The organism is Marinobacter sp. C2H3 (assembly GCF_037080155.1).
Taxonomy (GTDB): Bacteria; Pseudomonadota; Gammaproteobacteria; order Pseudomonadales; family Oleiphilaceae; genus Marinobacter.
The window spans coordinates 66453-87519 of sequence record NZ_JBBBNZ010000003.1 but is presented as its reverse complement, the minus strand read 5'-3'; the positions used below and the strand labels follow the sequence as shown (position 1 = coordinate 87519).

The 21067-nt window shown below is 61.9% G+C and carries 18 protein-coding genes and 1 pseudogene; 6 read left to right on the top strand and 13 right to left on the bottom strand.

The features are described 5' to 3' along the window. Window positions 1-26: 26 nt before the first annotated feature. The 3 genes from V3388_RS09880 to V3388_RS09870 are packed head-to-tail and all read right to left on the bottom strand — an operon-like array spanning window position 27 to window position 3572. Window positions 27-917 (bottom strand): TniB family NTP-binding protein, encoded by an 891-nt coding sequence (locus V3388_RS09880; protein ID WP_336367385.1) that lies wholly within the window; start codon window positions 915-917, stop codon window positions 27-29. Next, the gene (locus V3388_RS09875) at window positions 914-2833 is read right to left on the bottom strand and encodes a Mu transposase C-terminal domain-containing protein (protein WP_336367384.1); all 1920 of its coding nucleotides are present in this window, start codon (window positions 2831-2833) and stop codon (window positions 914-916) included. The genes V3388_RS09880 and V3388_RS09875 overlap by 4 nt, the downstream gene beginning before the upstream one ends. After that, window positions 2820-3572 (bottom strand): heteromeric transposase endonuclease subunit TnsA, encoded by a 753-nt coding sequence (locus V3388_RS09870; protein ID WP_336367383.1) that lies wholly within the window; start codon window positions 3570-3572, stop codon window positions 2820-2822. The genes V3388_RS09875 and V3388_RS09870 overlap by 14 nt, the downstream gene beginning before the upstream one ends. Window positions 3573-3636: 64 nt before the next feature. Between V3388_RS09870 and V3388_RS09865 the strand changes: the two are divergent. Then, window positions 3637-4314, top strand: a pseudogene (locus V3388_RS09865) (ATP-binding protein); the annotation flags it as partial. 101 nt (window positions 4315-4415) lie between these two features. Then, window positions 4416-5159 (top strand): tRNA (guanosine(46)-N7)-methyltransferase TrmB, encoded by a 744-nt coding sequence (gene trmB, locus V3388_RS09860; RefSeq protein ID WP_336367382.1) that lies wholly within the window; start codon window positions 4416-4418, stop codon window positions 5157-5159. 40 nt (window positions 5160-5199) lie between these two features. On the opposite strand, the gene hemW is transcribed toward trmB, so the two are convergent. The 8 genes from hemW to V3388_RS09820 all read right to left on the bottom strand — a co-directional run bounded on the left by hemW (window position 5200) and on the right by V3388_RS09820 (window position 13226). Next, window positions 5200-6345: a radical SAM family heme chaperone HemW gene (gene hemW, locus V3388_RS09855; RefSeq protein WP_336367381.1), complete on the bottom strand. Its 1146-nt coding sequence runs from the start codon at window positions 6343-6345 to the stop codon at window positions 5200-5202. 4 nt (window positions 6346-6349) lie between these two features. Continuing rightward, window positions 6350-6949 (bottom strand): RdgB/HAM1 family non-canonical purine NTP pyrophosphatase, encoded by a 600-nt coding sequence (gene rdgB, locus V3388_RS09850; RefSeq protein ID WP_336367380.1) that lies wholly within the window; start codon window positions 6947-6949, stop codon window positions 6350-6352. 28 nt (window positions 6950-6977) lie between these two features. After that, entirely contained in the window at window positions 6978-7580 is a 603-nt protein-coding gene (gene metW, locus V3388_RS09845) for a methionine biosynthesis protein MetW (protein WP_336367379.1), read from the bottom strand. After that, window positions 7577-8725, bottom strand: coding sequence for a homoserine O-succinyltransferase MetX (gene metX / locus V3388_RS09840; protein WP_336367378.1), 1149 nt, complete (start codon window positions 8723-8725; stop codon window positions 7577-7579). The genes metW and metX overlap by 4 nt, the downstream gene beginning before the upstream one ends. A 160-nt stretch (window positions 8726-8885) precedes the next feature. Beyond that, a complete protein-coding gene (locus tag V3388_RS09835; RefSeq protein ID WP_336367377.1) occupies window positions 8886-10850 on the bottom strand; it encodes a dynamin family protein in 1965 nt (654 codons plus the stop codon). A gap of 119 nt (window positions 10851-10969) precedes the next feature. Further along, on the bottom strand, window positions 10970-11596 hold the full coding sequence (locus tag V3388_RS09830; protein ID WP_336367376.1) for a YggT family protein: 627 nt from the start codon (window positions 11594-11596) through the stop codon (window positions 10970-10972). A 21-nt stretch (window positions 11597-11617) separates the two neighbouring features. Then, window positions 11618-12451 (bottom strand): pyrroline-5-carboxylate reductase, encoded by an 834-nt coding sequence (proC, locus tag V3388_RS09825; protein WP_336367375.1) that lies wholly within the window; start codon window positions 12449-12451, stop codon window positions 11618-11620. A 61-nt stretch (window positions 12452-12512) separates the two neighbouring features. After that, complete coding sequence (locus V3388_RS09820; RefSeq protein ID WP_336367374.1) at window positions 12513-13226, bottom strand: YggS family pyridoxal phosphate-dependent enzyme; 714 nt, start codon at window positions 13224-13226, stop codon at window positions 12513-12515. 52 nt (window positions 13227-13278) lie between these two features. Here V3388_RS09820 and V3388_RS09815 point away from each other — a divergent pair, with 52 nt between their 5' ends. The 3 genes from V3388_RS09815 (at window position 13279) to V3388_RS09805 (ending at window position 16994) form a co-directional block, all read left to right on the top strand. Continuing rightward, window positions 13279-14313: a type IV pilus twitching motility protein PilT gene (locus V3388_RS09815; RefSeq protein WP_336367373.1), complete on the top strand. Its 1035-nt coding sequence runs from the start codon at window positions 13279-13281 to the stop codon at window positions 14311-14313. Between the two features lie 21 nt (window positions 14314-14334). Beyond that, the gene (locus tag V3388_RS09810) at window positions 14335-15456 is read left to right on the top strand and encodes a PilT/PilU family type 4a pilus ATPase (RefSeq protein WP_336367372.1); all 1122 of its coding nucleotides are present in this window, start codon (window positions 14335-14337) and stop codon (window positions 15454-15456) included. Window positions 15457-15581: 125 nt separating this feature from the next. Beyond that, window positions 15582-16994 carry an OmpP1/FadL family transporter gene (locus tag V3388_RS09805; protein ID WP_336367371.1) on the top strand — a complete coding sequence of 471 codons (1413 nt, stop codon included), beginning with the start codon at window positions 15582-15584 and terminating at the stop codon, window positions 16992-16994. 151 nt (window positions 16995-17145) lie between these two features. On the opposite strand, the gene V3388_RS09800 is transcribed toward V3388_RS09805, so the two are convergent. Both V3388_RS09800 and polA read right to left on the bottom strand, forming a co-directional pair. Then, window positions 17146-17523, bottom strand: a complete 378-nt coding sequence (locus V3388_RS09800; protein WP_336367370.1) for a hypothetical protein — start codon at window positions 17521-17523, stop codon at window positions 17146-17148. Window positions 17524-17745: 222 nt separating this feature from the next. Next, window positions 17746-20481 (bottom strand): DNA polymerase I, encoded by a 2736-nt coding sequence (polA, locus tag V3388_RS09795; RefSeq protein WP_336367369.1) that lies wholly within the window; start codon window positions 20479-20481, stop codon window positions 17746-17748. Window positions 20482-20568: 87 nt separating this feature from the next. Between polA and V3388_RS09790 the strand changes: the two genes are divergently transcribed. Further along, window positions 20569-20940: a DUF2782 domain-containing protein gene (locus V3388_RS09790; protein WP_336367368.1), complete on the top strand. Its 372-nt coding sequence runs from the start codon at window positions 20569-20571 to the stop codon at window positions 20938-20940. Window positions 20941-21067: the final 127 nt, after the last annotated feature.

The window sequence follows — 21067 nt, the reverse complement described above, 5'->3', positions numbered from 1 at the left end:
TGGCACTGAAAGTACCCAAGGTATCATCAGGTGACAATCTCTCGAATCCCCTTCGTCGGTCGGAGCCAAGACTGTGCCTCAACAATGTCACGAGTAATCAGCTCCGCTCCGGACTGAATCGCCTCCTTAGCACATTCGACCAGCAGTCGATGTAGGTCCCCCAGATTTCCCCCTGAGATAGTGTGCAGAACCGAGGCCAGCTCTGGCTGGTGTAGGCGCGAAGGTCGCTCCAGGGGCAGAATTTGCTCGAATGAGGCAAGCAAACGCTGGAAGTCTGGATTAAGTTGCCACAGAGGCAGACTTAAGACATCGAACCGACTAGCGTGCTGAGGGTCGCTATGTAATACCCGTACAGCCTCACGCGTACCCACTCCCACAATAGGGATAGCCAGTTCGTTGCAGAGAAGCTTTATTGCATTCATAACTTCGCGTTGCTTAACTGGTGTTCCGGTAAGCAGGGAGTGAAACTCATCAATGACCAGCATCTGAACGTGACACGATCTGCACAAGTGTATGATCTGATATCGCAATTTGGCGGTGGGATCGCTAGCACGATACGGAGTAAAAAAGCGCTCTAGGATTGACATGTACAGCCCTTTCTCGTCAGCGCTCGGTGGTGCCTCTGCCAGAACTATGGGTTTTACGGGCTCGGCCTCTTCGTTCACGTAGCCTTTCCCACATAGATCCATAAAACGGTGGATGATGGTTGTTTTGCCGTTGTTGGAATCGCCAACTAACAAAAGGTTGGGCATGCGAGGTCGCTTGGGCTTGTGAAGCAGGCCCTGGAGTGAATCGATAATCCGAATGGCGGAGCTGTAGCCGACCCATCGTGGCTCATCCAGAAAGTCGATACGCTCCTGTTGAGTCAGGGCCAGGATATGCCGGAAGTCAGGATGAATGTGGTGCTTCTCGCTCATGCGATGTCTCCATACGTATCGATGTCGCCTTCAATCAATCCGTCGTATTGGTGAAGCTGGGGCGAAGGAGCGAGGTTTTCAGGCGAGCTTTTTGGTGTTAGCTTTCGCTCGTGTTCTTTGCGGCGTTGGGCTTTACGGCGGGCTCTCTTGCTATTTTCCTGGGCTTCCTCCACTTGTACCCTAAGTTCAGAAATCGACCGCAGGATTTGGTGTTCGTTGATACTCGAGAGACCTTCTCGCTTAAGTTTTTCTCGTGCCTGCTGGTATTCCCAGATACTCATTGTTGGCAATGCCTGGTCGGCAAACGGTATTTTGAAGTATTGGCCGATATCGGGATCGAAGAACCAAAGGCAGCTGATATCCCTGGGGTCACGGCGGAAAACCATTTGTCGCTTTCTACCTGTATCCGGATCAGTTGAATTGATCCATGGGCGGAGTGCTTCAGCGTAGTAACGCATACCATCAATCGTTACTCCAAAAGCCTGCACGGTCCGTCGGAATGAGGGTAAAAAGTCCAGAAGGGCAGTCATGCGATCAGCTGGTTGTGGAGGAACGCCTACTCCAGGCGTATTTGCATCCCCAAATATTCCTATTTCCCACTTACGAGATGGCGACATTCCTAAGTTTGTATGCAGCCGTTGGTGGTACACCTTACATATCAGCGTGATCAACCAAGTTTCAAACTCGGTTTTAGTTAACGCTGCATGCTTCTCTGCATCATATCCTTCCCTTGCCTTGATTGAAGAGAAGGTGGTACCCGGAAGTTCATGGATTTCACGGAGTAATGTACCGAGAAGTCGTTCAATATGACCACCATAGCGAGGTTGCCGGACTGGGCGAAATTCCAGATCGATGCCGTAAACTAAACAGGATTGTTGGAAATTGTTGGAACGAAAATCCGCCCCATTATCCACATGAATGGTTTTTGGAATGCCCCAGACCGGCCATTGAGCATTCACGTGATTAAGAAGAAGCCACTCATCTTTTGGCAGTATGCTGTTTGCGACACACATGGCGACAGAGGTCTCTGAGGGCGGATCAAACGATAGATAATAGCCGGTCACCATGCGAGTGCAGACATCGACGGCCAAGGTAATCCAAGGGCGGCCTATGGGTTTACGATAAACGTCATCGACCAAAATAATGTCCGCTGGAGTATGATCGATCTGCACAACGGCTAAGGGATAATCGGCATTAGGGAATCGACCTGGGACGGGCGTGAACCGGTTCCGAGCCCTTTCCCGGAAACCTCGCGCTCTCAGCCTATCCTTTTCTGAGATCTGGGCGATCCTCGCTCTGACAGTCATATGGGATGGTGGAGTAATCCCTCGTTCGCTGCATCGAAGATGGACCTCTATAACCGCCTTTTTTACTGGGGGCCGCTGAAGGGTGAGGTAGTAATCCTTAATCACCTGAGCAATGATATCGTCGGCCTCTTTAGTGATCCGGCGATTACCGGCTTTCCAGCCCCGCTTCATTGGAATCAATGCAGTTGCCGAACCATAAGCCTTGTATCGTTTGAGCCAGCGATAGATGGTCGCGACATTCACGCTGACTTCTGCTGCACGTTTTTCGGCCTGCTGTCGCCCAATGTGGGGTTCGTTAATTAGTGGTTTAATCGCAGAAAACCGTTTTTGCGCTATTTGCCAGTCTTCATCGACAATGTCGGAGAGATCTTGTGGGGCTTCAGGCGACGGATTTTCAACAGCATCAATGATTCGCAGCTCACCAATTCTCAAAGGCACGCTTCGGCCTGTTTCGACGTTTGTTCCAATGACAGAGTCGAAGTCAATGAGCTGGATGATGCGGTATACAGTGCCCTGGCTTTGCACCAGAGCTCCCACCTCTATGTCGATCCGGCCCCGTCGAGGTTCGAAAGATTCGTTGTAAGGTGCCTTTGAGTCAATGTTGCTCATAAGTCGGTATCCAGATTTCGGTCAGTTCGTCGAGTGGACAGCTGACATCCCAATTCAGTTGCCTTGTCGCCAGCAAATGTCTGATGTGAGAAATACCTTCTGCGCGATAGATCCCCATGAAGTGACGTGCCAGAAGATAATCGACAGTGGTGCTCCCCATCTGACGCACGGTTTCCAGGAGCATCAGGCTTTCTTCTGATGGGAACTGCATATGCTCATATCTTCGCAGCAAGCGGATATTGTTTAAGGCAACGCCTCGAATACGTGATTCATCGATGATATGAAACACCCACCCTTGCTGTCGGGCATAGCGCCACGCAGCTTTCCATTTTGGTAACCACTTCCGCCAGTTGGCTCGCCATTCCTTTTCCGGTTTGACTTCTACCAGTACGGGCTTGGGATAGTTGTCATAGTTGTGATTCCCCAGGCGGTAGTACACCAGGTAGTCAGGTGTATATTGGTATAAGCGGTTATTCACGCCTTGGAACGGCACAGATACTGGCTGAGGAATCACATCGAGCACGGAGGCGCAGAACTCCATTCTGTAAAGAAAATCTCGCTCCAGGGTCGATTCGAAAGATATGGAAGTTTGTCCTCTGAACGCTACCCGACCGGAAACGCTTCTTCGCGTAGGACCGATTCGGCGCACTTGCCGTGGCCGAATGATGTCGCAGTTATTCCTAATCAAATGCGGTTTCATGGCAGTTATTTTGACCTTTTCTGTCGCATCTTTTTCCATAATGCTACTTCAAACCTATTGAAAGTCTGTCTGGAGTGTCGCACTTAATACAATATATTACAGCGGCAGCAGCCCGCGCCCCGGGGAGATCTCCCTGGCCCATCGCGGTGTGCTGTTCCTCGATGAGCTGCCGGAATTTGAGCGGAGGGTGCTGGAGGTGCTGCGGGAGCCCATGGAAACCGGCGAGATTGCCATCAGCCGAGCGGCTCGCCAGGTGCGTTTTCCGGCGCGGTTTCAGGTGATTGCCGCCATGAACCCGTGCCCCTGCGGCTACAGCGGCCATCCGGCCATTGAATGCCAGTGCTCGGCGGGGCAGGTGTTGCGCTACCGCTCGAAAATCTCCGGCCCGCTGCTGGACCGGTTTGATCTGCACGTGGAGGTGCCGGTTCAGGCCTCCGAACGGCTGATGCAGTCTGCCCCGGCGGAAGAAAGCACCGCAGTGGTGCGCGCCCGGGTGGAGGCGGCGCGGGACCGCCAGGTCCGCCGTGGCACCATCAATGCGGAGCTCACCGGCGCGGCGCTGGCGCAGGCCTGTGCGCTGGACGCCAGCAGCGAGCGCTTGCTGGCGGGCGCCATGGAGCGGCTGGGGCTCTCGGCCCGGGCGCTGCACCGGATTCTTCGGCTGGCCCGGACCCTGGCGGATCTGGCCGGGGCCGACGCCATTGCCGGCGAGCACCTGGTGGAAGCCCTCGGCTACCGGCAGCTTGACCGGCAGGCCGGCGGTGCGCGCTCGGCGGTCTAGCGCGCCGGAGTCTGGTAAACTGGGCGCCACTGTCTGCACACTGACTTCATTGATATCACGACGCCAGCCGGCCTGATCCGCTGACCAGAGAAGGACTGCCCATGAGTGACCACGACAAACCGACCCGGACTTCCCCGAACACCCCGGACGGCGCCGAAGAGCCGGTGACCACGCGCCGGGGCATCCGCAGCTTTGTGCTGCGCCAGGGCCGCATGACCGACGGGCAGAAGAAGGCCTTCGACCGGGGCTGGTCGCGTTTCGGCCTGGGGCGGGAGCAGGGGGTGATTGATCCCCGGGAAGTGTTTGGCCGGGACGCGGTGCTGAACCTGGAAATCGGGTTTGGTATGGGGCAGTCCCTGGCGGAGATGGCGGAAGCCGCGCCGGAGCAGGATTTCATCGGGGTGGAGGTGCACCTGCCCGGGGTGGGCTCGCTGCTCAAGGACATCGAGGCGAAAGGCCTTGAAAACGTCCGCATCTACAGCATCGACGCCAATGACGTGATAGACCTGTGCCTGCCGGACGCCAGCCTGGACCGGGTGATGGTGTTTTTCCCGGACCCATGGCCCAAGAAGAAGCACCACAAGCGCCGCCTGATCCAGCCAGAGTTCATCCAGCGCATCCGCCATAAGTTGCGGGTAGGCGGCGTGCTGCACCTGGCCACCGACTGGGAGAACTACGCCGAGCACATGATGGAGGTGATGAACGAGGCGGAGGGCTTTGCCAACGCCGAGGCCCCCGGCGCTTTCTCACCCCGCCCTGAACATCGGCCGATGACCAAGTTCGAGAAGCGCGGTGAGCGCCTCGGGCACGGCGTCTGGGATCTGCTGTTCCATCGCACTAACTAGGGTCACACCAACCGGATCGCACCGACTACGTCGGCCGGCCTTACAGAAACCGTTCCAGCAGGCTGTTGAGGTAACGCTGGCCGGTTTCGGTGGCCTGTAGCCGGTCCGGGGCGATCAGCCCCTGGGCCCGCAGTTCGGTCAACCGGTCCCCGAAGACGTCAAGGGACAGCCCCGTGCGCTGTTCAAACAGGGCGGTGTCCACGCCGCCTTTCAGTCTCAACGCGTTCATCAGGAACTCCAGCGGCCGTTCGTCCGGGGCAATGGCGTCCTGGCCGGCGGTGCGGCTGCCGATCCGCTTCAGGTAGGCTTCCGGCTGGCGGGTTTTCCAGTACCGCAGGATGCGTCCGTCCGCCAGGCTGAGCTTGCCGTGGCCGCCGGCCCCCAGGGCCAGGTAATCCCCGAAGGTCCAGTAGTTCAGGTTGTGCCGGGAGGCGAGCCCCGGGCGGCTCCAGGCGGACACCTCGTAATCGTCAAAGCCGTGCTGGCGCAGGAAGCGGGCGCCTGCTTCGTAGATGTCCCAGAGCCGGTCGTCGTCCGGCAGCGTCGGCGGGCGCCGGTAGAACTCGGTGTTGGGTTCCAGCGTGAGCTGGTACCAGGACAGGTGCTCGGGACGGTGGTCGAGGGCGGCGCGCAGGTCCGCCAGCGCCTGCTCCCGGGTCTGGCCGGGCAGGCCGTGCATCAGGTCCAGGTTCAGGTTGTCGAAGCCGGCGCGGCGGGCCGCCTCGGCCGCCCGGTGGGCGCCGTCCGGATCGTGGATGCGGCCCAGCACTTCCAGATGCGCGGCGTTGAAGCTCTGCACCCCGATGGACAGCCGGTTGATGCCCGCCGCCCGGAAGCCGTCAAACCGGCTCTGGTCGACGGTGCCGGGGTTGGCCTCCAGGGTGATTTCCGCGTCCGGGGCAAACGGCAGCCGGGCCCGGAGCTCGGCGAACAGGCTCTGGTAGAAGGCGCCGCTCATCAGCGATGGGGTACCGCCGCCGATAAACACGGTCTGGATGGGCCGATCATCCAGCAGCGGCAGGTCGGCGGCCAGGTCCTCCAGCAGCGCGTCCCGGTAGGCCGCCTCGGGGATGTCGCCCTGGAGCGCGTGGGAATTGAAGTCGCAGTAGGGGCACTTGCGCACGCACCAGGGCACGTGCAGGTACAGGCTCAGGGGCGGCGAAACCGGCGCGGGCGACAGCGCCATGGTTTCAGTGCTCCCCGCGGAGGTTGTCGATCAGTTGGGCCAGGGCGCGGCCCCGGTGGCCGATGCGGCCTTTGTCCGCCCGGGACAGTTCGGCGGCGGTGCACTGGCGTTCAGGCACCCAGAACACCGGGTCGTAGCCAAAGCCGCCATCGCCCCGGGGCGCCCGCAGCACCTCGCCGGGCCAGCGGCCGTGGCAGATGATCGGGGTGGGGTCGTCCGCGTGGCGCAGGTACACCAGCACACAGTGAAACTGGGCGCCGCGCTGATCGTCCGGGACGCCCTTGAGGGCCTCCAGCAGGGCATCCACGTTGTCCTGATCGCTGGCGCTGTCGCCGGCGAAGCGGGCGGAGCGGACGCCGGGGCGGCCGCCGAGAGCATCCACGGCAATGCCGCTGTCGTCCGCCAACGCCGGCAGGCCGGTTTCCCGGGCCGCGTGGCGGGCCTTCAGAATGGCGTTTTCCACAAAGGTGGCCGCCGGTTCTTCGGCCTCACCGACGCCCAGTTCGCCCTGGGCAACGGGGGCCAGCCCCAGCGGCGCAAGCAGCTCCGTCAGCTCGGCGATCTTGCCGGGATTGTTGCTGGCAATAACCAGGCGTTGGCTCATGGGGGGCTCCTCGGGCTGGCGGCGACGGTCAGGCGCCGTCGCGGGTGATGCGGTAAATGGCGATTTCCCCGAGCAGGTTCGGCCACAGCCGGGCCAGCCGGCTGTTCTGGTGATGGCCGTCCACCACCCGGCGGCTCTTGATGCGGATGCCCTTCTGGCGGCACAGGGCTTCAAAATCCTTGAAGGTGCACAGCCGGATGTTGGGGGTGTTGTACCACTTGTAGGGCAACGCCTCGGATTCGGGCATGCGGCCGCTCAGGGCAAGCCCCCAGCGCAGGCGCCAGTGGGCGAAGTTGGGGAAGGTGACAATGCCTTCGCGGCCGAGCCGGAGCATCTCGTCAATCACCTTGTCCGGGCGGCGAACCGCCTGCAGGGCCTGGGTCATCAACACCACATCGAACATGCCGTCGTCAAAGTTGTCCAGGCCCTGGGTGTCCAGGTTCTGCTCAATCACCGCCACGCCCCGGCCCATGCAGGTGGTGATGTGGTCCGGGTTGATTTCCAGGCCAAAGCCGGTGGCCTGGCGCTCCCGCTGCAGGAAGTCGAGCAGGGTGCCGTCGCCGCAACCCAGGTCGAGCACGTGGTTGCCGGGCTTGATCCACTGCTGGATGATCTCGAGATCCGGTCTCATGCGCCCACCTCCCGGGCCACGCGGTCCATATAGGCGGTGAATACGTCGGTGTACCGGGGCGTCGGGATCAGGAACGCGTCGTGGCCCCAGGGCGCGTCGATTTCTGCGTAGCTGACCTTTCGGCGGGCGCTGAGCATCGCGTTCACCAGTTCCTCCGAGCGCTCCGGCGGAAACCGCCAGTCGGTGCTGAAGGACAACACCAGAAATTCGCAGCTGGCGTCCGCGAGCGCCTTGGACAGGTCGCCACCGTGATCATAGGCCGGGTCGAAATAGTCGAGAGCGCGGGTCATCAGCAGGTAGGTGTTGGCGTCGAAGGATTCGGAGAAGCGCTCGCCCTGGTAACGCAGGTAGCTTTCCACCTGGAACTCGGCGTCATAGCCAAATTTATAGGCCTCTTCCCGCAGCTCCCGGCCGAACTTCTCCCCCATGGACGCGTCGGAAAGGTAGGTGATGTGCCCCACCATGCGCGCCAGCATCAGGCCGCGGCGGGGCAGGGTGTTGGCCTCGTAGTAGCGGCCGTCGTGGAAATCCGGGTCGGACGTAATGGCCTGGCGAGCCACTTCGTTGAAGGCAATGTTCTGGGCGGTCAGCCGTGGCGTGGAGGCAATCACCAGCGCGTGCCTCAACCGATCCGGGTAATCCAGGCTCCACTGCAGGGCCTGCATGCCGCCCAGGGAGCCGCCGATCACCGCCGCCCACTGGCGGATGCCCAGGCGGTCGGCCAGCAGTGCCTGGCTCTGCACCCAATCGGCAACGGTGACCACCGGGAAGTCCGGGCCGTAGGGTTTCCCGGTGGCCGGGTTCGTGCTGCTGGGGCCGGTGCTGCCGTGGCAGCCCCCCAGGTTGTTGAGGCACACCACAAAAAAGCGCCGGGTATCGACGGGCTTGCCCGGGCCGATGCAGCTGTCCCACCAGCCGGGTTTGCGGTCGTTTTCGCTGTGGTAACCGGCGGCGTGATGATGCCCGCTCAGGGCGTGACAGATCAGCACCGCGTTGCTGGCGTCGGCGTTCAGTTCGCCGTAGGTCTCGACCACGAGGTCGTACTGCGCCAGCGTCTGGCCGCAGGCCAGGGTAATGGGCGTGTCAAAATGGTGGGACTGCGGGGTGACTATCCCGACAGAATCCGAAGGATGGGATTCGGGCATCGGCGCGCTGGCTTCCTGGTTCGGTCCGTCATGTCTGGAGAGGCGGGGCGGACGGCGCCGCAAAAACCCGCCAGCCGAGCAGTGTATAGCCGGTGCCGGTGCCCTGCAACCAGACCCTCGGTCAACGCCCTAAGGGGCGCTCTCGAGGGCTGGCGGGGAATCAGAGTGCGCCGGAGATGTTGACCACTTTCTGCTGGATCAGCGTCGGCGCCGGCTTGCGAATCTGCCGGGCCATGGCGTCAGCCAGTTCCAGCTGGCGGCGAAGATCAGCAATGGCGTGGTTTAGCCGCTCCCGTTCGGCGCGGCTGTCCCGATCGTTGCGTACCATGTCCCTCAGGCGGCGGATCTGGTGCTCCAGCAACTGCTTTTGCTCCATGGAGTATTGGAGAATGGGCAGCAGGGCCTCCTGGGGCCAGCGATCGACGTCCCGACGCGCCCGCTCGTGCAGGGTGCGGGCTTCGCCCACCATCACGTTCAGGAAGCGCCGGACCAGCAGCGCCTGGGCCGCCAGCAGGTTCTTGGGGCTGAGGCGAAAGCGCCGGGCCTTGCGCCGCAGTTCGCGGATGGCGATGACGTGGCGGCCGGCCCGAAGCGGGATCGGCTCCAGGTGCCGGGCGCGGGTGTCCTCGTTGTAGCGGCGGTATATGGCGCCGACCATCTTCTCGGCCAGGTGGCCTTCGCTCATCAGGTTGTTCAGGTCGCTTTCCAGGCGCTCGAAAAACTGGTCCATGGCCCGGTTCATGCCCGCGGTGGTCCAGCTGCCGGTCATGGTCGTTCGCACCCGCTCGGCGTGGGCCTCGAACCGGGCCTCGCTGACCATGTCCCTGAGGGTCGCGCCCTGGGATTCCATCAGCCGGCGGCTGGAGCGCAGGGTGATCAACTTTTTGTAGTAGAAGTCGTAGTCTTTTTGAGCCCGCTCGGCGAGGCGGCCGAGGGCGGCCTTGTCGACGGTGGCGCCGGCGCAGGCATCCAGCTCCTCTTCCAGCGAGCCCAGGCGGGTCTGCATGGCCGCCTGGCTGTTTTGCAGCATGCCCAGAATGTCGTTGATCAGGCTCTGGGTGATCAACTGCTCCTTGTGCATCAGGATGCGCTGGATGATCAGGTGTTCGAGCTGGCCGATATTGGCGCGCTCGAACAGGGCGTCGTCGTGGCGCACCCGGGCCAGAAGGCCCTGCTTGGCGGACAGCGGAATCACGTCGTGCTGGCGGATGCCCAGGTGGTCGGCGGTGTACTGGCGGATCCGCTCAATGGCGGCCTGGGTGTGCGCCTCGCCTTGAAGATCGTCCCAGAGCACGTCGATCTTGTTGAGCACCGCAAACCGGCCGGCGCGATGGTCGGCGTGTTCGGTGTCAATGTGGTCGCGCCAGATGGTCATGTCGCTGGCGGTGACACCGGTGTCGGCGCTGAGCACGAACAGCACGGCGTGGGCCCGGGGCAGCAGGCTGATGGTCAGTTCCGGCTCGGAGCCCAGGGCGTTCAGGCCCGGGGTGTCCAGGATCCGCAGGCCGCGCTCAAACAGCGGGTGGCGGATGCTGATCTGGGCGTTGCGCCAGGCGGGCACCAGCACGTTGCCGGGCTCGTTGCGGTCGGCCTCCAGCATGTCCTCGTCAAAGCCGAGCGCGCGGGCCTGGTCCGGCCGCACGCTCTTGACCCGGGCGACTTCCGCGAGCACCGAACGCATGACTTCCGGATCGGTGGCGTCCAGCTCGTGGCGCACCCACTGCTCCGGGCGGTTGCGCCACTGCTGGAGGGAGTCGTCGTCGGTGCGGGTCTCAATCGGCAGCAGGCGCAGGTAGTTTTCCTGGCTGCTGCGATCAAAGAACAGCTCGGTGGGGCACATGGTGGTACGGCCCGCTTCCGAGGGCAGCATGCGCTGGCCGTAACCGGAGAAGAACAGGGCGTTGATCAGCTCGGTCTTGCCCCGGGAGTACTCGCCGACGAACGCAATGGTCAGTTCATCCTCGACCAGCAGCTCCAGGCCGTGCCGCAGGCGGGCGCTGATGTCGTCGGAGAACAGGTCATTGTCCTGCAGCCAGAGGCGGTAGCGACCGATCTGCCGGATCAGTTCCTTTTTCCAGTTGTGGTAGGCCTCGACCTGCTGAGACAGCGTGCCCTGCGCGTTCATCGGAATGTCCTTTTTCTTTTTGTCCCGGGCGCCGCCGAGGCAGCACCCTTGCGTTCAGATCGAGTCTACCGGAGCCGTGATCGCTTCCTCTGTAAAAAAATGTAGTTTTGCGGGACGGTTTACATTCCCAGGCCGATGCTGCCAAGGCCTCCCGCCAGCGTGCCCAACTCTTGGGTCAACTTGCTCAGGCCTGTGACCAACTTCATATGGTCCACTACCGCCGTCAGCACCTGCAGAATCAGAAATATCACAATGGGAGACAGGTCCAGGCCTCCCATGGGTGGAATCAGGTTGCGCACCGGGCGAGCCACCGGTTCGATAATCTGGGCTACCAGTTGAATACCGGGGTGGCCGCTATGGGGCGCGATCCAGCTCACTACGACGGTCACAATCAGCGCCGCAAAGTAGATTTTTATCACCAGGTCCATGATGTTCAATACCGCCCAGACCACCAGTTTGATGGGGTTGATGCCCGGGATGGCGCCGGTGAGCAGAACAATAATGAGGAAGAGCGTGAGCGCCTGGACCAGTACCGCCAGCACCAGCGCGGCGCCGTCGATTCCGCCCCAACCGGGAATGACTCGGCGCAGTGGCCGCAGCAGCGGGTTGGTCGCCTTGACCACGAACTGGGAGATCGGGTTGTAGAAGTCCGCCCGGGCCAGTTGCAGCAGAAACCGCAGCAGTACCAGGGTCATGTAGAACGTCGAGGCAATCAGCAGGACGGTGATCAAGATGTCTGCCAGCATGAAGCAGGGTCTCCCTCAGGGTTAGTGTTTGCCAGCCAGTTCTTTGGCCATCACGTGGGACCGGTCGAACGCGGCTTTATAGGCTTTGTTGACCAACTCCCGCAGGCCTCCGTCCTCAAAGGTGTGAATGGCGGCTTCCGTGGTGCCACCGGGGGACATCACGTTTCGCTTGAGCTGGGCCGGATCATGCTCGCTGCGGGCGGCCATTTCGGCGGCGCCTGCCATGGTCTGGATAGCCAGAGCGCGGGCCGTCGACGCCTCAATGCCAGCGTCGGTGGCGGCCGACTCCAGGGCCTCAAGCATGAGGAAGAAATAGGCGGGGCCGCTGCCGGACAGGGCGGTGACGCTGTGCAGCAGGGCTTCGTCGTCCACCCACAGGGCAGAGCCGATGCTTTCGAACACCGATTGCACCATGGCCTTCTGCTTGTCCTTGACCTGGGCGTTGGCAAACAGGCCGGCGGCACCCTTACCCACGAGGGAGGGGGTGTTCGGCATCACCCGCACCAGCGGCAAGCCGCCGCCGAGCCACTCGTCCAGGGTGTCCGTGGTCAGGCCGGCGGCGATGGACACCATCAACGGCCGGGTGTTCTGGACCACCGGAGCGATGTCCCGGCACACGTCCGCCATCACCTGGGGCTTGACCGCCAGAATCACCATGTCCGCCTGCTCGGCGCAGTAGCGGTTGTCGGTGGTGACGCTCACGCCGTAACGCTTGCGCAGGGCCTGGAGGTGGCTGTCCTCCGGGGCGCTCACCCAGAGATTTTCCGGCTTGTAGCCTTTGTCCAGCATGCCGCCGATGATGGCGCTGGCCATGTTGCCGGCCCCGATGAACGAGATGGTGGAAGATGTGCTCAAGGTTCACTCCAGCGTTTGGTCGGTTAACGGTCTGCCCGGATGATAACAGGAACCGCCGGCTTCAGCGCGGCGGGGCTTTGGGCGGCCTTGCCCCAAACAGGGCGGTGCCCACCCGGACCCAGGTGGCGCCTTCGGCAATGGCGGCTTCCAGGTCGCCGGACATGCCCATGGACAGGGTGTCCAGCGGGCCGGCCTCCGGCTGGGTCCGGCGCAACTCCGCCAGCGCGTCCGCCATGGCCCGGAAACGGGCCCGCAGCTGGTCCTCGGGCTGGTCCGGATCGGGAATCACCATCAGTCCCCGGAGCGACAGGCCGGGCAGGGCGCCGACGCCGGCAGCGAGTTCGGCCAGCTCGGCCAGCCGGCAGCCGGCCTTGCTGTCTTCGTTATCAATGTTCACCTGCAGGCACACATTCAGCGGTGGCTGATCCGCCGGCCGCTGCTCGCTCAGGCGGCGGGCAATCTTCAGGCGGTCAACGCTGTGCACCCAGGCAAAGGCTTCGGCGATCGGTCGGGTCTTGTTGGATTGAATCGGGCCAATGAAGTGCCAATCCAGATCCGGCAGGTCGGCCAGCGCGTCGATCTTGTCGAGGGCTTCCTGAAGGTAGTTTTCCCCGAAGGCGCGCTGTCCGGCCCTGTAGGCAGCGCGCAGATCTTCCGCTGGCCGGGTCTTGCTGACGGCCAGCAAATGCACGCTGTCCGGGGCTCTTCCGGCGGCCAATGTTGCTTTTTGTATGCGTCGGGTTACGCTCCCGATGTTGTCTGCTATGCTGCTCATGGTGTGAGTTTGCCGCGTCTGGAATAAAAGAAAAACCCCTCCGAGGAACCCTATGGATATTACTGAACTGCTTGCCTTTTCGGCCAAACAGGGTGCGTCCGATTTGCACCTGTCAGCCGGCCTGCCGCCGATGATCCGGGTCGACGGCGATGTGCGACGGATCAACCTGCCTCCGATGGAACACAAGGAGGTTCATGGCCTGATCTACGACATCATGAACGACAAGCAGCGCAAGGATTACGAGGAGTTCCTGGAAACCGACTTCTCCTTCGAGGTGCCCGGTGTGGCCCGTTTCCGGGTTAACGCCTTTAACCAGAACCGCGGCGCTGGCGCCGTGTTCCGGACCATTCCCTCGAAAGTGCTTACCATGGAAGATCTGGGCATGGGCCAGGTTTTCAAGGACATTTCGTCGGTTCCCCGGGGACTGGTGCTGGTGACCGGCCCCACCGGTTCGGGTAAGTCCACCACGCTGGCGGCCATGATGGACTACATCAACGACACCCGCTACGAGCACATCCTCACCATCGAGGACCCCATCGAATTCGTGCACGATTCGAAAAAGTGCCTGGTCAACCAACGGGAAGTGCACCGGGATACCCTGGGCTTCAACGAAGCGCTGCGCTCGGCCCTGCGGGAAGACCCGGACATCATCCTGGTGGGCGAGCTGCGGGATCTGGAAACCATTCGCCTGGCCCTGACCGCCGCCGAAACCGGCCACCTGGTGTTCGGCACCCTGCACACCACCTCAGCGGCCAAGACCATCGACCGGGTGGTGGACGTGTTCCCGGCCGAAGAGAAGTCCATGGTTCGCTCCATGCTCTCCGAATCCCTGCAGGCGGTTATCTCCCAGACCCTGATGAAAAAGATGGGCGGCGGTCGGATTGCCGCCCACGAAATCATGATTGGGACATCGGCCATACGGAACCTGATCCGGGAAGACAAGATCGCGCAGATGTACTCGTCGATCCAGACCGGCGGCGCTCTCGGCATGCAGACCCTCGACCAGTGCCTGGAAAAGCTCCTGCAGAAAGGGCTGATTTCCCGTGAAGCGGCGCGGGCCAAGGCGAAAATGCCGGATAATTTCTGATTGTGAAGGTTGGGTAGAAAAATGGAATTTGAAAAACTGTTGCGGTTGATGGTGGAAAAAGGCGGCTCGGACCTGTTTATTACCGCCGGCGTGCCGCCGAGCATGAAGGTGAACGGGAAGGTGTTGCCGGTTACCAAGAGCGCGCTCACACCGGAGCAGACCCGGGAATTCGTCTACGGCGCCATGAACGACAAGCAGCGCGCCGAATTTGAAGAAACCCACGAGTGCAACTTCGCCATCAGCGCCCGGGGCATCGGCCGTTTCCGGGTGTCCGCGTTTTTCCAGCGCAACCTGTGTGGCATGGTGCTGCGGCGCATTGAAGTGAAGATCCCCCAATTGGATGAGCTGTCCCTGCCCGAGGTGATCAAGGACCTGGCGATGACCAAGCGGGGCCTGATCATGTTCGTAGGCGCCACGGGTACCGGTAAGTCCACCTCGCTGGCCGCCATGATCGGCCACCGTAACCGCAACAGCCGGGGCCACATCATCTCCATTGAAGACCCGATCGAATTCGTGCACCAGCACCAGGGCTGTATTGTGACCCAGCGCGAGGTGGGCATCGATACGGACAGCTTCGAGGTGGCCCTGAAGAACACCCTGCGCCAGGCGCCGGACGTGATTCTCATCGGCGAGGTGCGCACCCGTCAGACCATGGAATACTCGGTGCAGTTCGCCGAAACCGGGCATCTGTGCCTGGCCACCCTGCACGCCAACAACGCCAACCAGGCCCTGGACCGGATCATCCAGTTTTTCCCGCCGGAGCAGCACAACCAGATCTGGATGGATCTGTCCCTCAACCTCAGGGCCATTGTCGCCCAGCAACTGGTGCCCACGCCGGATGGCAAAGGCCGCAAGGCGGTCATTGAAGTGCTGATCAACTCTCCGCTGGTTGCAGACATCATCCGCAAGGGCGAGGTTCACAAGCTCAAAGAGCTGATGGCCAAGTCCAACGAGAGTGGCATGCAAACCTTCGATCAGGCGCTCTACCGTCTGTATGCCGAGGGTTCCATCACGTACGAGGACGCCCTCGCCCACGCCGATTCGGCCAACGACCTGCGCCTGATGATCAAACTCGGAGCGGACGCCGCCGGCGCCGACAAGCTCTCCTCCACCGTCGACAAACTGTCGATTCAGGACGATTGAGTCGCCTTTTCAGGCCTGTTCGACCAAAGTCGTAATTTGTTAGGGTCGCAAATGAGTAGTTATTGCATTTGAGGCCATTGGCCCGGGCTGCGTATACTCCGGGCCGGAAACAATAAGGAGTTACCATGAACAAGAAGTCCCACGTACTCGCCCGGGCCGTGCGCCTCGCCACGCTCGCCGCCATCGCTGCCCCGGCAACCGCCCTGGCCGGCGGTTTTTCCCTGAATGAGCAGAGCGCCAGCGCCATGGGCGTGGCCAACGCCGGCACTGCCGCCAACCCGGAAAACGCGACCACCGTGCTGTTTAACCCGGCCGGCATGAGCCAGCTGTCCGGCACCAACCTTTCCTTTGGTGCCGCGGTTCTGGATATTGATGCCGAGGCGAAGGACGGTGCAAAAGCCACCAACCAGTTGGGGCTTCCTGTGCAAGGCTCGGGCGGTGGTGATATTGCCGACCCGGCCGTGCTGCCGAACGTTTACCTGACTCATGAAGTGAACGACAACATTGACGTTGGCTTCGGCATCCATGCGCCCTACGGGCTCGCCGCGGATTACGAAAATGATTTCGTCGGCCGTTTCTTTGCGGATAAGACCGAGCTGACGGCCATCGAATTTACGCCGTCCATTGCGGTGAGCAACGGGCAGGGCCTGTCGATGGGCGCCGGTATTAACATTATTTACGCCGAGGGGCGTCTGTCGCGTTCCCTCGACAACTCAGCGGCCGGCTACGCGGTTTCGGGCGGGACGAATCCGAACCTGTACGATGAAGGTTATGCGGACGTGCAGGGCGACGACGTGGGCGTTACCTTCCGGGTTGGCTTCCTGTACGAGCTTTCGCCAGAAACCCAACTGGGCCTGACCGCGCAGACCGGGACGGAACTGAAGCTGAAGGGCGACGCCGACCTGACGAACTACGTGAATCCGGCTGCCGGAGTCTTCACACCCGTCAATGTATCCGAGAAAGTGAAAGTGCCGCTGGCTATTCCAGAAAGCATCACCTTCGGCGCACGCCATCAACTTACCGACAGCGTCACGCTGCTTGCGGGCGCGACCTTCTCGAAATGGAGTCGTTTCGAGGAACTGGACATTATCAGTGATGAAGTAGGTGGCCCGGTGACTGATGCGCCGCAAAAGGGTGCGATCATTAACCACGTGACCGAGAAATGGCAGGATACGTGGCAGTTCAACGTTGGCGCCATCTGGCAGGCGACGCCCCAGTGGGCCCTGAAAGCGGGCTACGCCTGGGATGAGTCGCCGGTGAACGACAAGTACGTTACTGCACGGGTTCCGTCGGAAGACCGCCATTGGCTGGCCCTAGGAGCCCAGTGGAAAGACGCGCAGAGCGGCTGGACCGTGGATGCCTCCGTTGGCACGCTGATCTTTGCGGATAATCCGAAGGTGAACGATCGCAACTACAGTCATGAAAACCCGTCTCAGGTGGCTGAGCTTCAGCCGGGTGTTCAGGATCAAAGCAACTACCAGGCCGAATACGACCTGAGCGCCTGGAGCGCCGGGATTCAGGTCAGCAAAGCGTTCTGATTGATCGTTCCGGTATGAAAAACCGGCGCGGGGCCACGAGCCCTTCGCCGGTTTTTTTTGTGCCTAGCGGCAGGGGCCGTTTAGGCCTGCTGCCAAGCGGTCGCCCGTATGGTCGCAGGCGGGTGGCCGGGGTCGGTGGTGTGGTGACGGCTCAGGGCGATACCACCTGCCCCCGGTAGATCACGGCGGTCTTGCGGGCCGGGACATCCGGGGCGGCCTCGCCGGGCGCCGGCAATTCCGGATCGGCGATGACCTGGCCGCGATAACGCCGTTTCGGGGCGTCGTCTTCGGCGTCGTCGTTGGCCAGCCCGCCGAGTTCCGGCACCCGGGCCACTAGATCATCCCAGGTCCGTGACAGATGGGGCGATCGGGTCTTGCCGGCAAATTCCGCCAGTCTTTGGGCCAGGTGCTGCTCGGTCAGGTGCAGTTTGACGCCGAATTCGGATTGAATCAGCCGGCGACAGCGGTGCACCAGCTTGAGGTGGTTGGGGTCCAGCAGCCAGCCGCGTTCCAATGCCAGAGTGGTCATGATCAACGCCTCGATCCAGTGTCACAACATAGCGCCCCACGGTGTAGACCGGCCGGGCGCCGACATCTGATTCAAAGCGAATTTCATGCCGATTCCCGGCACCGGTGCTGTGGCGGGCGCTGCCCGCCGGTTTTTCCGCTTATCCTGCGTCGGGCGACGGCAACAGCGCCGTGATCTGGTGCACCGGGCGGCCCGGGTGACCTGTTTTGGGCCAGGGTGGCGTCAGTGGGCCTCGTCCCAGTTCAGGCCGACGCCGGCTTCCACAAGCAGCGGCACATCCAGCAGAGTGGTATCGGACATGCGCCGGATCAGGCCGTCGCGGACCGCCTCGACGACGTCTTCATGCACCTCAACGATCAGTTCGTCGTGCACTTGCATGGTCATGCGGGCCTGCTCGGGGTAGGTGTCCATCAGCCAGCGATCCACTTCCACCATGGCCCGTTTGATGATGTCCGCCGCCGTGCCCTGCATGGGCGCGTTGATGGCGGTGCGTTCGGCCGCCTGCTGCAACTGCTTGTTGCGGGCGTTGATCTCCGGCAGGTACAGGCGGCGGCCAAACAGGGTTTCGACAAAACCATCCTCATGGGCCTGCTGGCGGGTGTTGTCCATGTAGCGCAGCACGCCGGGGTAACGGTCAAAGTAGCGGTCGATGTACTGCTGGGCCACGCCCCGCTCAATGCCCAGCTGGCGGGCCAGGCCAAAGGCGGACATGCCGTAGATCAGGCCGAAGTTGATGGCCTTGGCGCTGCGGCGCTGGTCGCCGGAGACCTCGTCGACGGACACGCCGAACACCTCTGAGGCCGTCGCCTTGTGGATGTCTTCCCCGTGTTCGAAGGCGTTCAGCAGGCCTTTGTCCCCGGACAGGTGGGCCATGATGCGCAGCTCAATCTGGGAGTAGTCCGCGGCAATCAGGCGATACCCTTCGGGCGCGATGAACGCCTGGCGGATGCGCCGGCCCTCCTCGGTACGGATCGGGATGTTCTGCAGGTTCGGCTCGGAGGACGACAGCCGGCCGGTCGCGGTGACCGCCTGGTGGTAGGAGGTGTGCACCCGTCCGGTACGGTGATGAATCAGCTCCGGGAGCGTGTCCGTGTAGGTGGATTTGAGCTTGCTCAGGCTCCGGTGCGCCACGATCAGCCGGGGCAGCTCGTGCTCGTGTGCCAGCTCCTGCAGCACGGGCTCGGCGGTTGAAGGGGCGCCTTTGGGGGTCTTCTTGACCACCCGCAGGCCGAGTTTGTCGTACAGGATGGCCTGGAGCTGTTTGGTGGAACCCAGGTTGAAGGTTTCCCCGGCCACCTCATGGGCTTCGGCTTCCAGCTCTGCCATTCGCTCGGCCAGCTCCTGGCTATGCCGGCGCAGCGTGCTGGCGCTGATCAGCGTGCCCCGCTGCTCCATGCGGGACAGCACCGGCACCAGCGGCAGGTCAATCTCCCGGTACACCGCCTCGAGGCGCCCGGTGTCCTTCAGCCGGGGCGCCAGAGTCTGATGCAGGCGCAGGGTGATGTCGGCGTCCTCGGCGGCGTAGGGGCCGGCCTTGTCCAGGTCAATCTGGTTGAAGGTCAGCTGTTTGGCGCCCTTGCCGGCGATGGATTCGAAGGTGATGGTCTGCTCGCCCAGGTACTCCCGGGCCAGGCTGTCCATGTCGTGCCGGGTGGCCACCGAGTTGTAGACGTAGGATTCCAGCATGGTGTCCTCGGCGATGCCCTCGAGCACGATGCCGTGGTTGGCCAGCACGTTCTTGTCGTATTTGAGGTTCTGCCCGACCTTTTTGCGGGACGGGTCTTCCAGCAGAGGGCGCAGCTGTTCGAGCACCGCGTCCCGGTCGAGCTGGTCCGGCGCGCCCATGTAATCATGGGCCAGAGGCACGTAGGCCGCCTCATGGGGCTCGATGGCAAACGAAACGCCGACAATCTCGGCGTCCATGTAGCGCAGGCTGGTGGTTTCGGTGTCAAACGCGAACAGCTCGGCTTCAGACAACCGGTCCAGCCAGTCGTCAAGGCGAGCCTGCTCGGTGATAACCTCGTAGCGCGGTTCGATGCCGGCGCTGTCGCTGTCGGGAGCCGGGTCGTCCTTGGCAGCGCTATCCTGTGGCTCGCCCCTTTTCTCCAGTTCCTCTACCCAGCTGCGAAACTCGTATTCCCGAAACAGCGCGATCAGGTTCTCGTCGTCCTGTTGCGGCAGCCCAAGGTCCTCAAGGCCGAAGTCCAGGGCCACGTCGGTCTTGATGGTGGCCAGCTCCCGGCTCAGGGGCAGGGTGTCGGCCGCGTCCCGCAGGGACTCGCCAATCTTGCCCTTGATCTCGTCCGCGTGGGCCAGCAGGTTATCCAGGGAGTCGTAAGTCTGCAGCCATTTCACGGCGGTCTTCGGACCGCATTTGTTCACGCCCGGAATGTTGTCCACCTTGTCGCCCACCAGGGCCAGGTAATCAATGATCTGCTCGGGCGTCACGCCGAACTTGTCCACCACGCCGTCCCGGTCCATGCGGGTTTCGGTCATGGTGTTGATCAGGGTGACGTGGTCGCTCACCAACTGGGCCATGTCCTTATCGCCGGTGGAGACCACCACGTCGATGCCCTTGCTGGTGGCTTCGTTGGCCAGGGTGCCAATCACGTCGTCCGCTTCCACATCCGGTACCACCAGCAGGGGCAGGCCCATGGCACGGACAATGTCGTGGATGGGGGCAATCTGCACCGCCAGGTCGTCGGGCATGGGCGGCCGGTTGGCCTTGTAATCCTCGAACAGGTCGTGCCGGAAGGTTTTGCCTTTGGCGTCAAACACCACCACCACTTTCGAGCCCGGGAAATCCTGCTCCAGCCGCCGGAGCATGCTGATGACGCCCTTGATCGCGCCGGTTGGGTGGTTCTTGCTGTTGGTCAGGGGCGGCAGGGCGTGGTAAGCCCGGAACAGGTAGGACGAACCGTCTACCAGCACAACGGGCGGGGTGGTTTGCTCATTCATACAAGTACGGATCCGGAATCTGATTGAAGCGGAGGTTCGCTTGTGCAAGTCTTTGGCTGACGAAATGGACAAAAGGGTAGCACGAATATGAAGCGATTCGCCTGTTCACTCCTGATGCTCGCGTGCCTGCCGCTGGCGGCTGTGGCTCAAGGTAAGGATGCCAGTGCGGCGGATACCTCCGGGCAGGACGGGGCGCTTGACCAAGTGCCCGTGGAAACCCCCAAGGAGCCGGTGGTGATCTCCGATTACCAGCCGTCGGACCAGGGTCCCCAGATTGTCATTCGCCCTGGTGATAAGAAGATATTCTATGAATACCGCGTCAACGGCCAGCTCATGGAGATCAAGGTGGTTCCGGACGTCGGGCCCGCCTACTACCTGGTGCCTGCCGACGGCGGCGGCTGGATGGAAGAACACAAATCCGACCTGCTGGTACCAAGCTGGGTCCTGTTTCGCTGGTAGGTTGTCATTTCGGGCCAGGGTGTGACCCCCGAGATGAATGCCGGGTTTTAGTATGATCATTCTAATTTATCGCCGTATTGTGAGTCCTGACTGATGAACAGGGCCGCATACGGCGCACCGTGGCGAG

Coding starts and splice junctions, on each gene's coding strand:
- V3388_RS09810 (WP_336367372.1), top strand. CDS start 14,335: ATGGAATTTGAAAAACTGTTGCGGTTGATGGTGGAAAAAGGCGGCTCG.
- hemW (WP_336367381.1), bottom strand. CDS start 6,345: ATGGCGCTGTCGCCCGCGCCGGTTTCGCCGCCCCTGAGCCTGTACCTG.
- V3388_RS09870 (WP_336367383.1), bottom strand. CDS start 3,572: ATGGAAAAAGATGCGACAGAAAAGGTCAAAATAACTGCCATGAAACCG.
- V3388_RS09815 (WP_336367373.1), top strand. CDS start 13,279: ATGGATATTACTGAACTGCTTGCCTTTTCGGCCAAACAGGGTGCGTCC.
- V3388_RS09820 (WP_336367374.1), bottom strand. CDS start 13,226: ATGAGCAGCATAGCAGACAACATCGGGAGCGTAACCCGACGCATACAA.
- V3388_RS09790 (WP_336367368.1), top strand. CDS start 20,569: ATGAAGCGATTCGCCTGTTCACTCCTGATGCTCGCGTGCCTGCCGCTG.
- V3388_RS09875 (WP_336367384.1), bottom strand. CDS start 2,833: ATGAGCAACATTGACTCAAAGGCACCTTACAACGAATCTTTCGAACCT.
- rdgB (WP_336367380.1), bottom strand. CDS start 6,949: ATGAGCCAACGCCTGGTTATTGCCAGCAACAATCCCGGCAAGATCGCC.
- polA (WP_336367369.1), bottom strand. CDS start 20,481: ATGAATGAGCAAACCACCCCGCCCGTTGTGCTGGTAGACGGTTCGTCC.
- metX (WP_336367378.1), bottom strand. CDS start 8,725: ATGCCCGAATCCCATCCTTCGGATTCTGTCGGGATAGTCACCCCGCAG.
- V3388_RS09835 (WP_336367377.1), bottom strand. CDS start 10,850: ATGAACGCGCAGGGCACGCTGTCTCAGCAGGTCGAGGCCTACCACAAC.
- V3388_RS09880 (WP_336367385.1), bottom strand. CDS start 917: ATGAGCGAGAAGCACCACATTCATCCTGACTTCCGGCATATCCTGGCC.
- V3388_RS09800 (WP_336367370.1), bottom strand. CDS start 17,523: ATGACCACTCTGGCATTGGAACGCGGCTGGCTGCTGGACCCCAACCAC.
- metW (WP_336367379.1), bottom strand. CDS start 7,580: ATGAGACCGGATCTCGAGATCATCCAGCAGTGGATCAAGCCCGGCAAC.
- trmB (WP_336367382.1), top strand. CDS start 4,416: ATGAGTGACCACGACAAACCGACCCGGACTTCCCCGAACACCCCGGAC.
- V3388_RS09830 (WP_336367376.1), bottom strand. CDS start 11,596: ATGCTGGCAGACATCTTGATCACCGTCCTGCTGATTGCCTCGACGTTC.
- V3388_RS09805 (WP_336367371.1), top strand. CDS start 15,582: ATGAACAAGAAGTCCCACGTACTCGCCCGGGCCGTGCGCCTCGCCACG.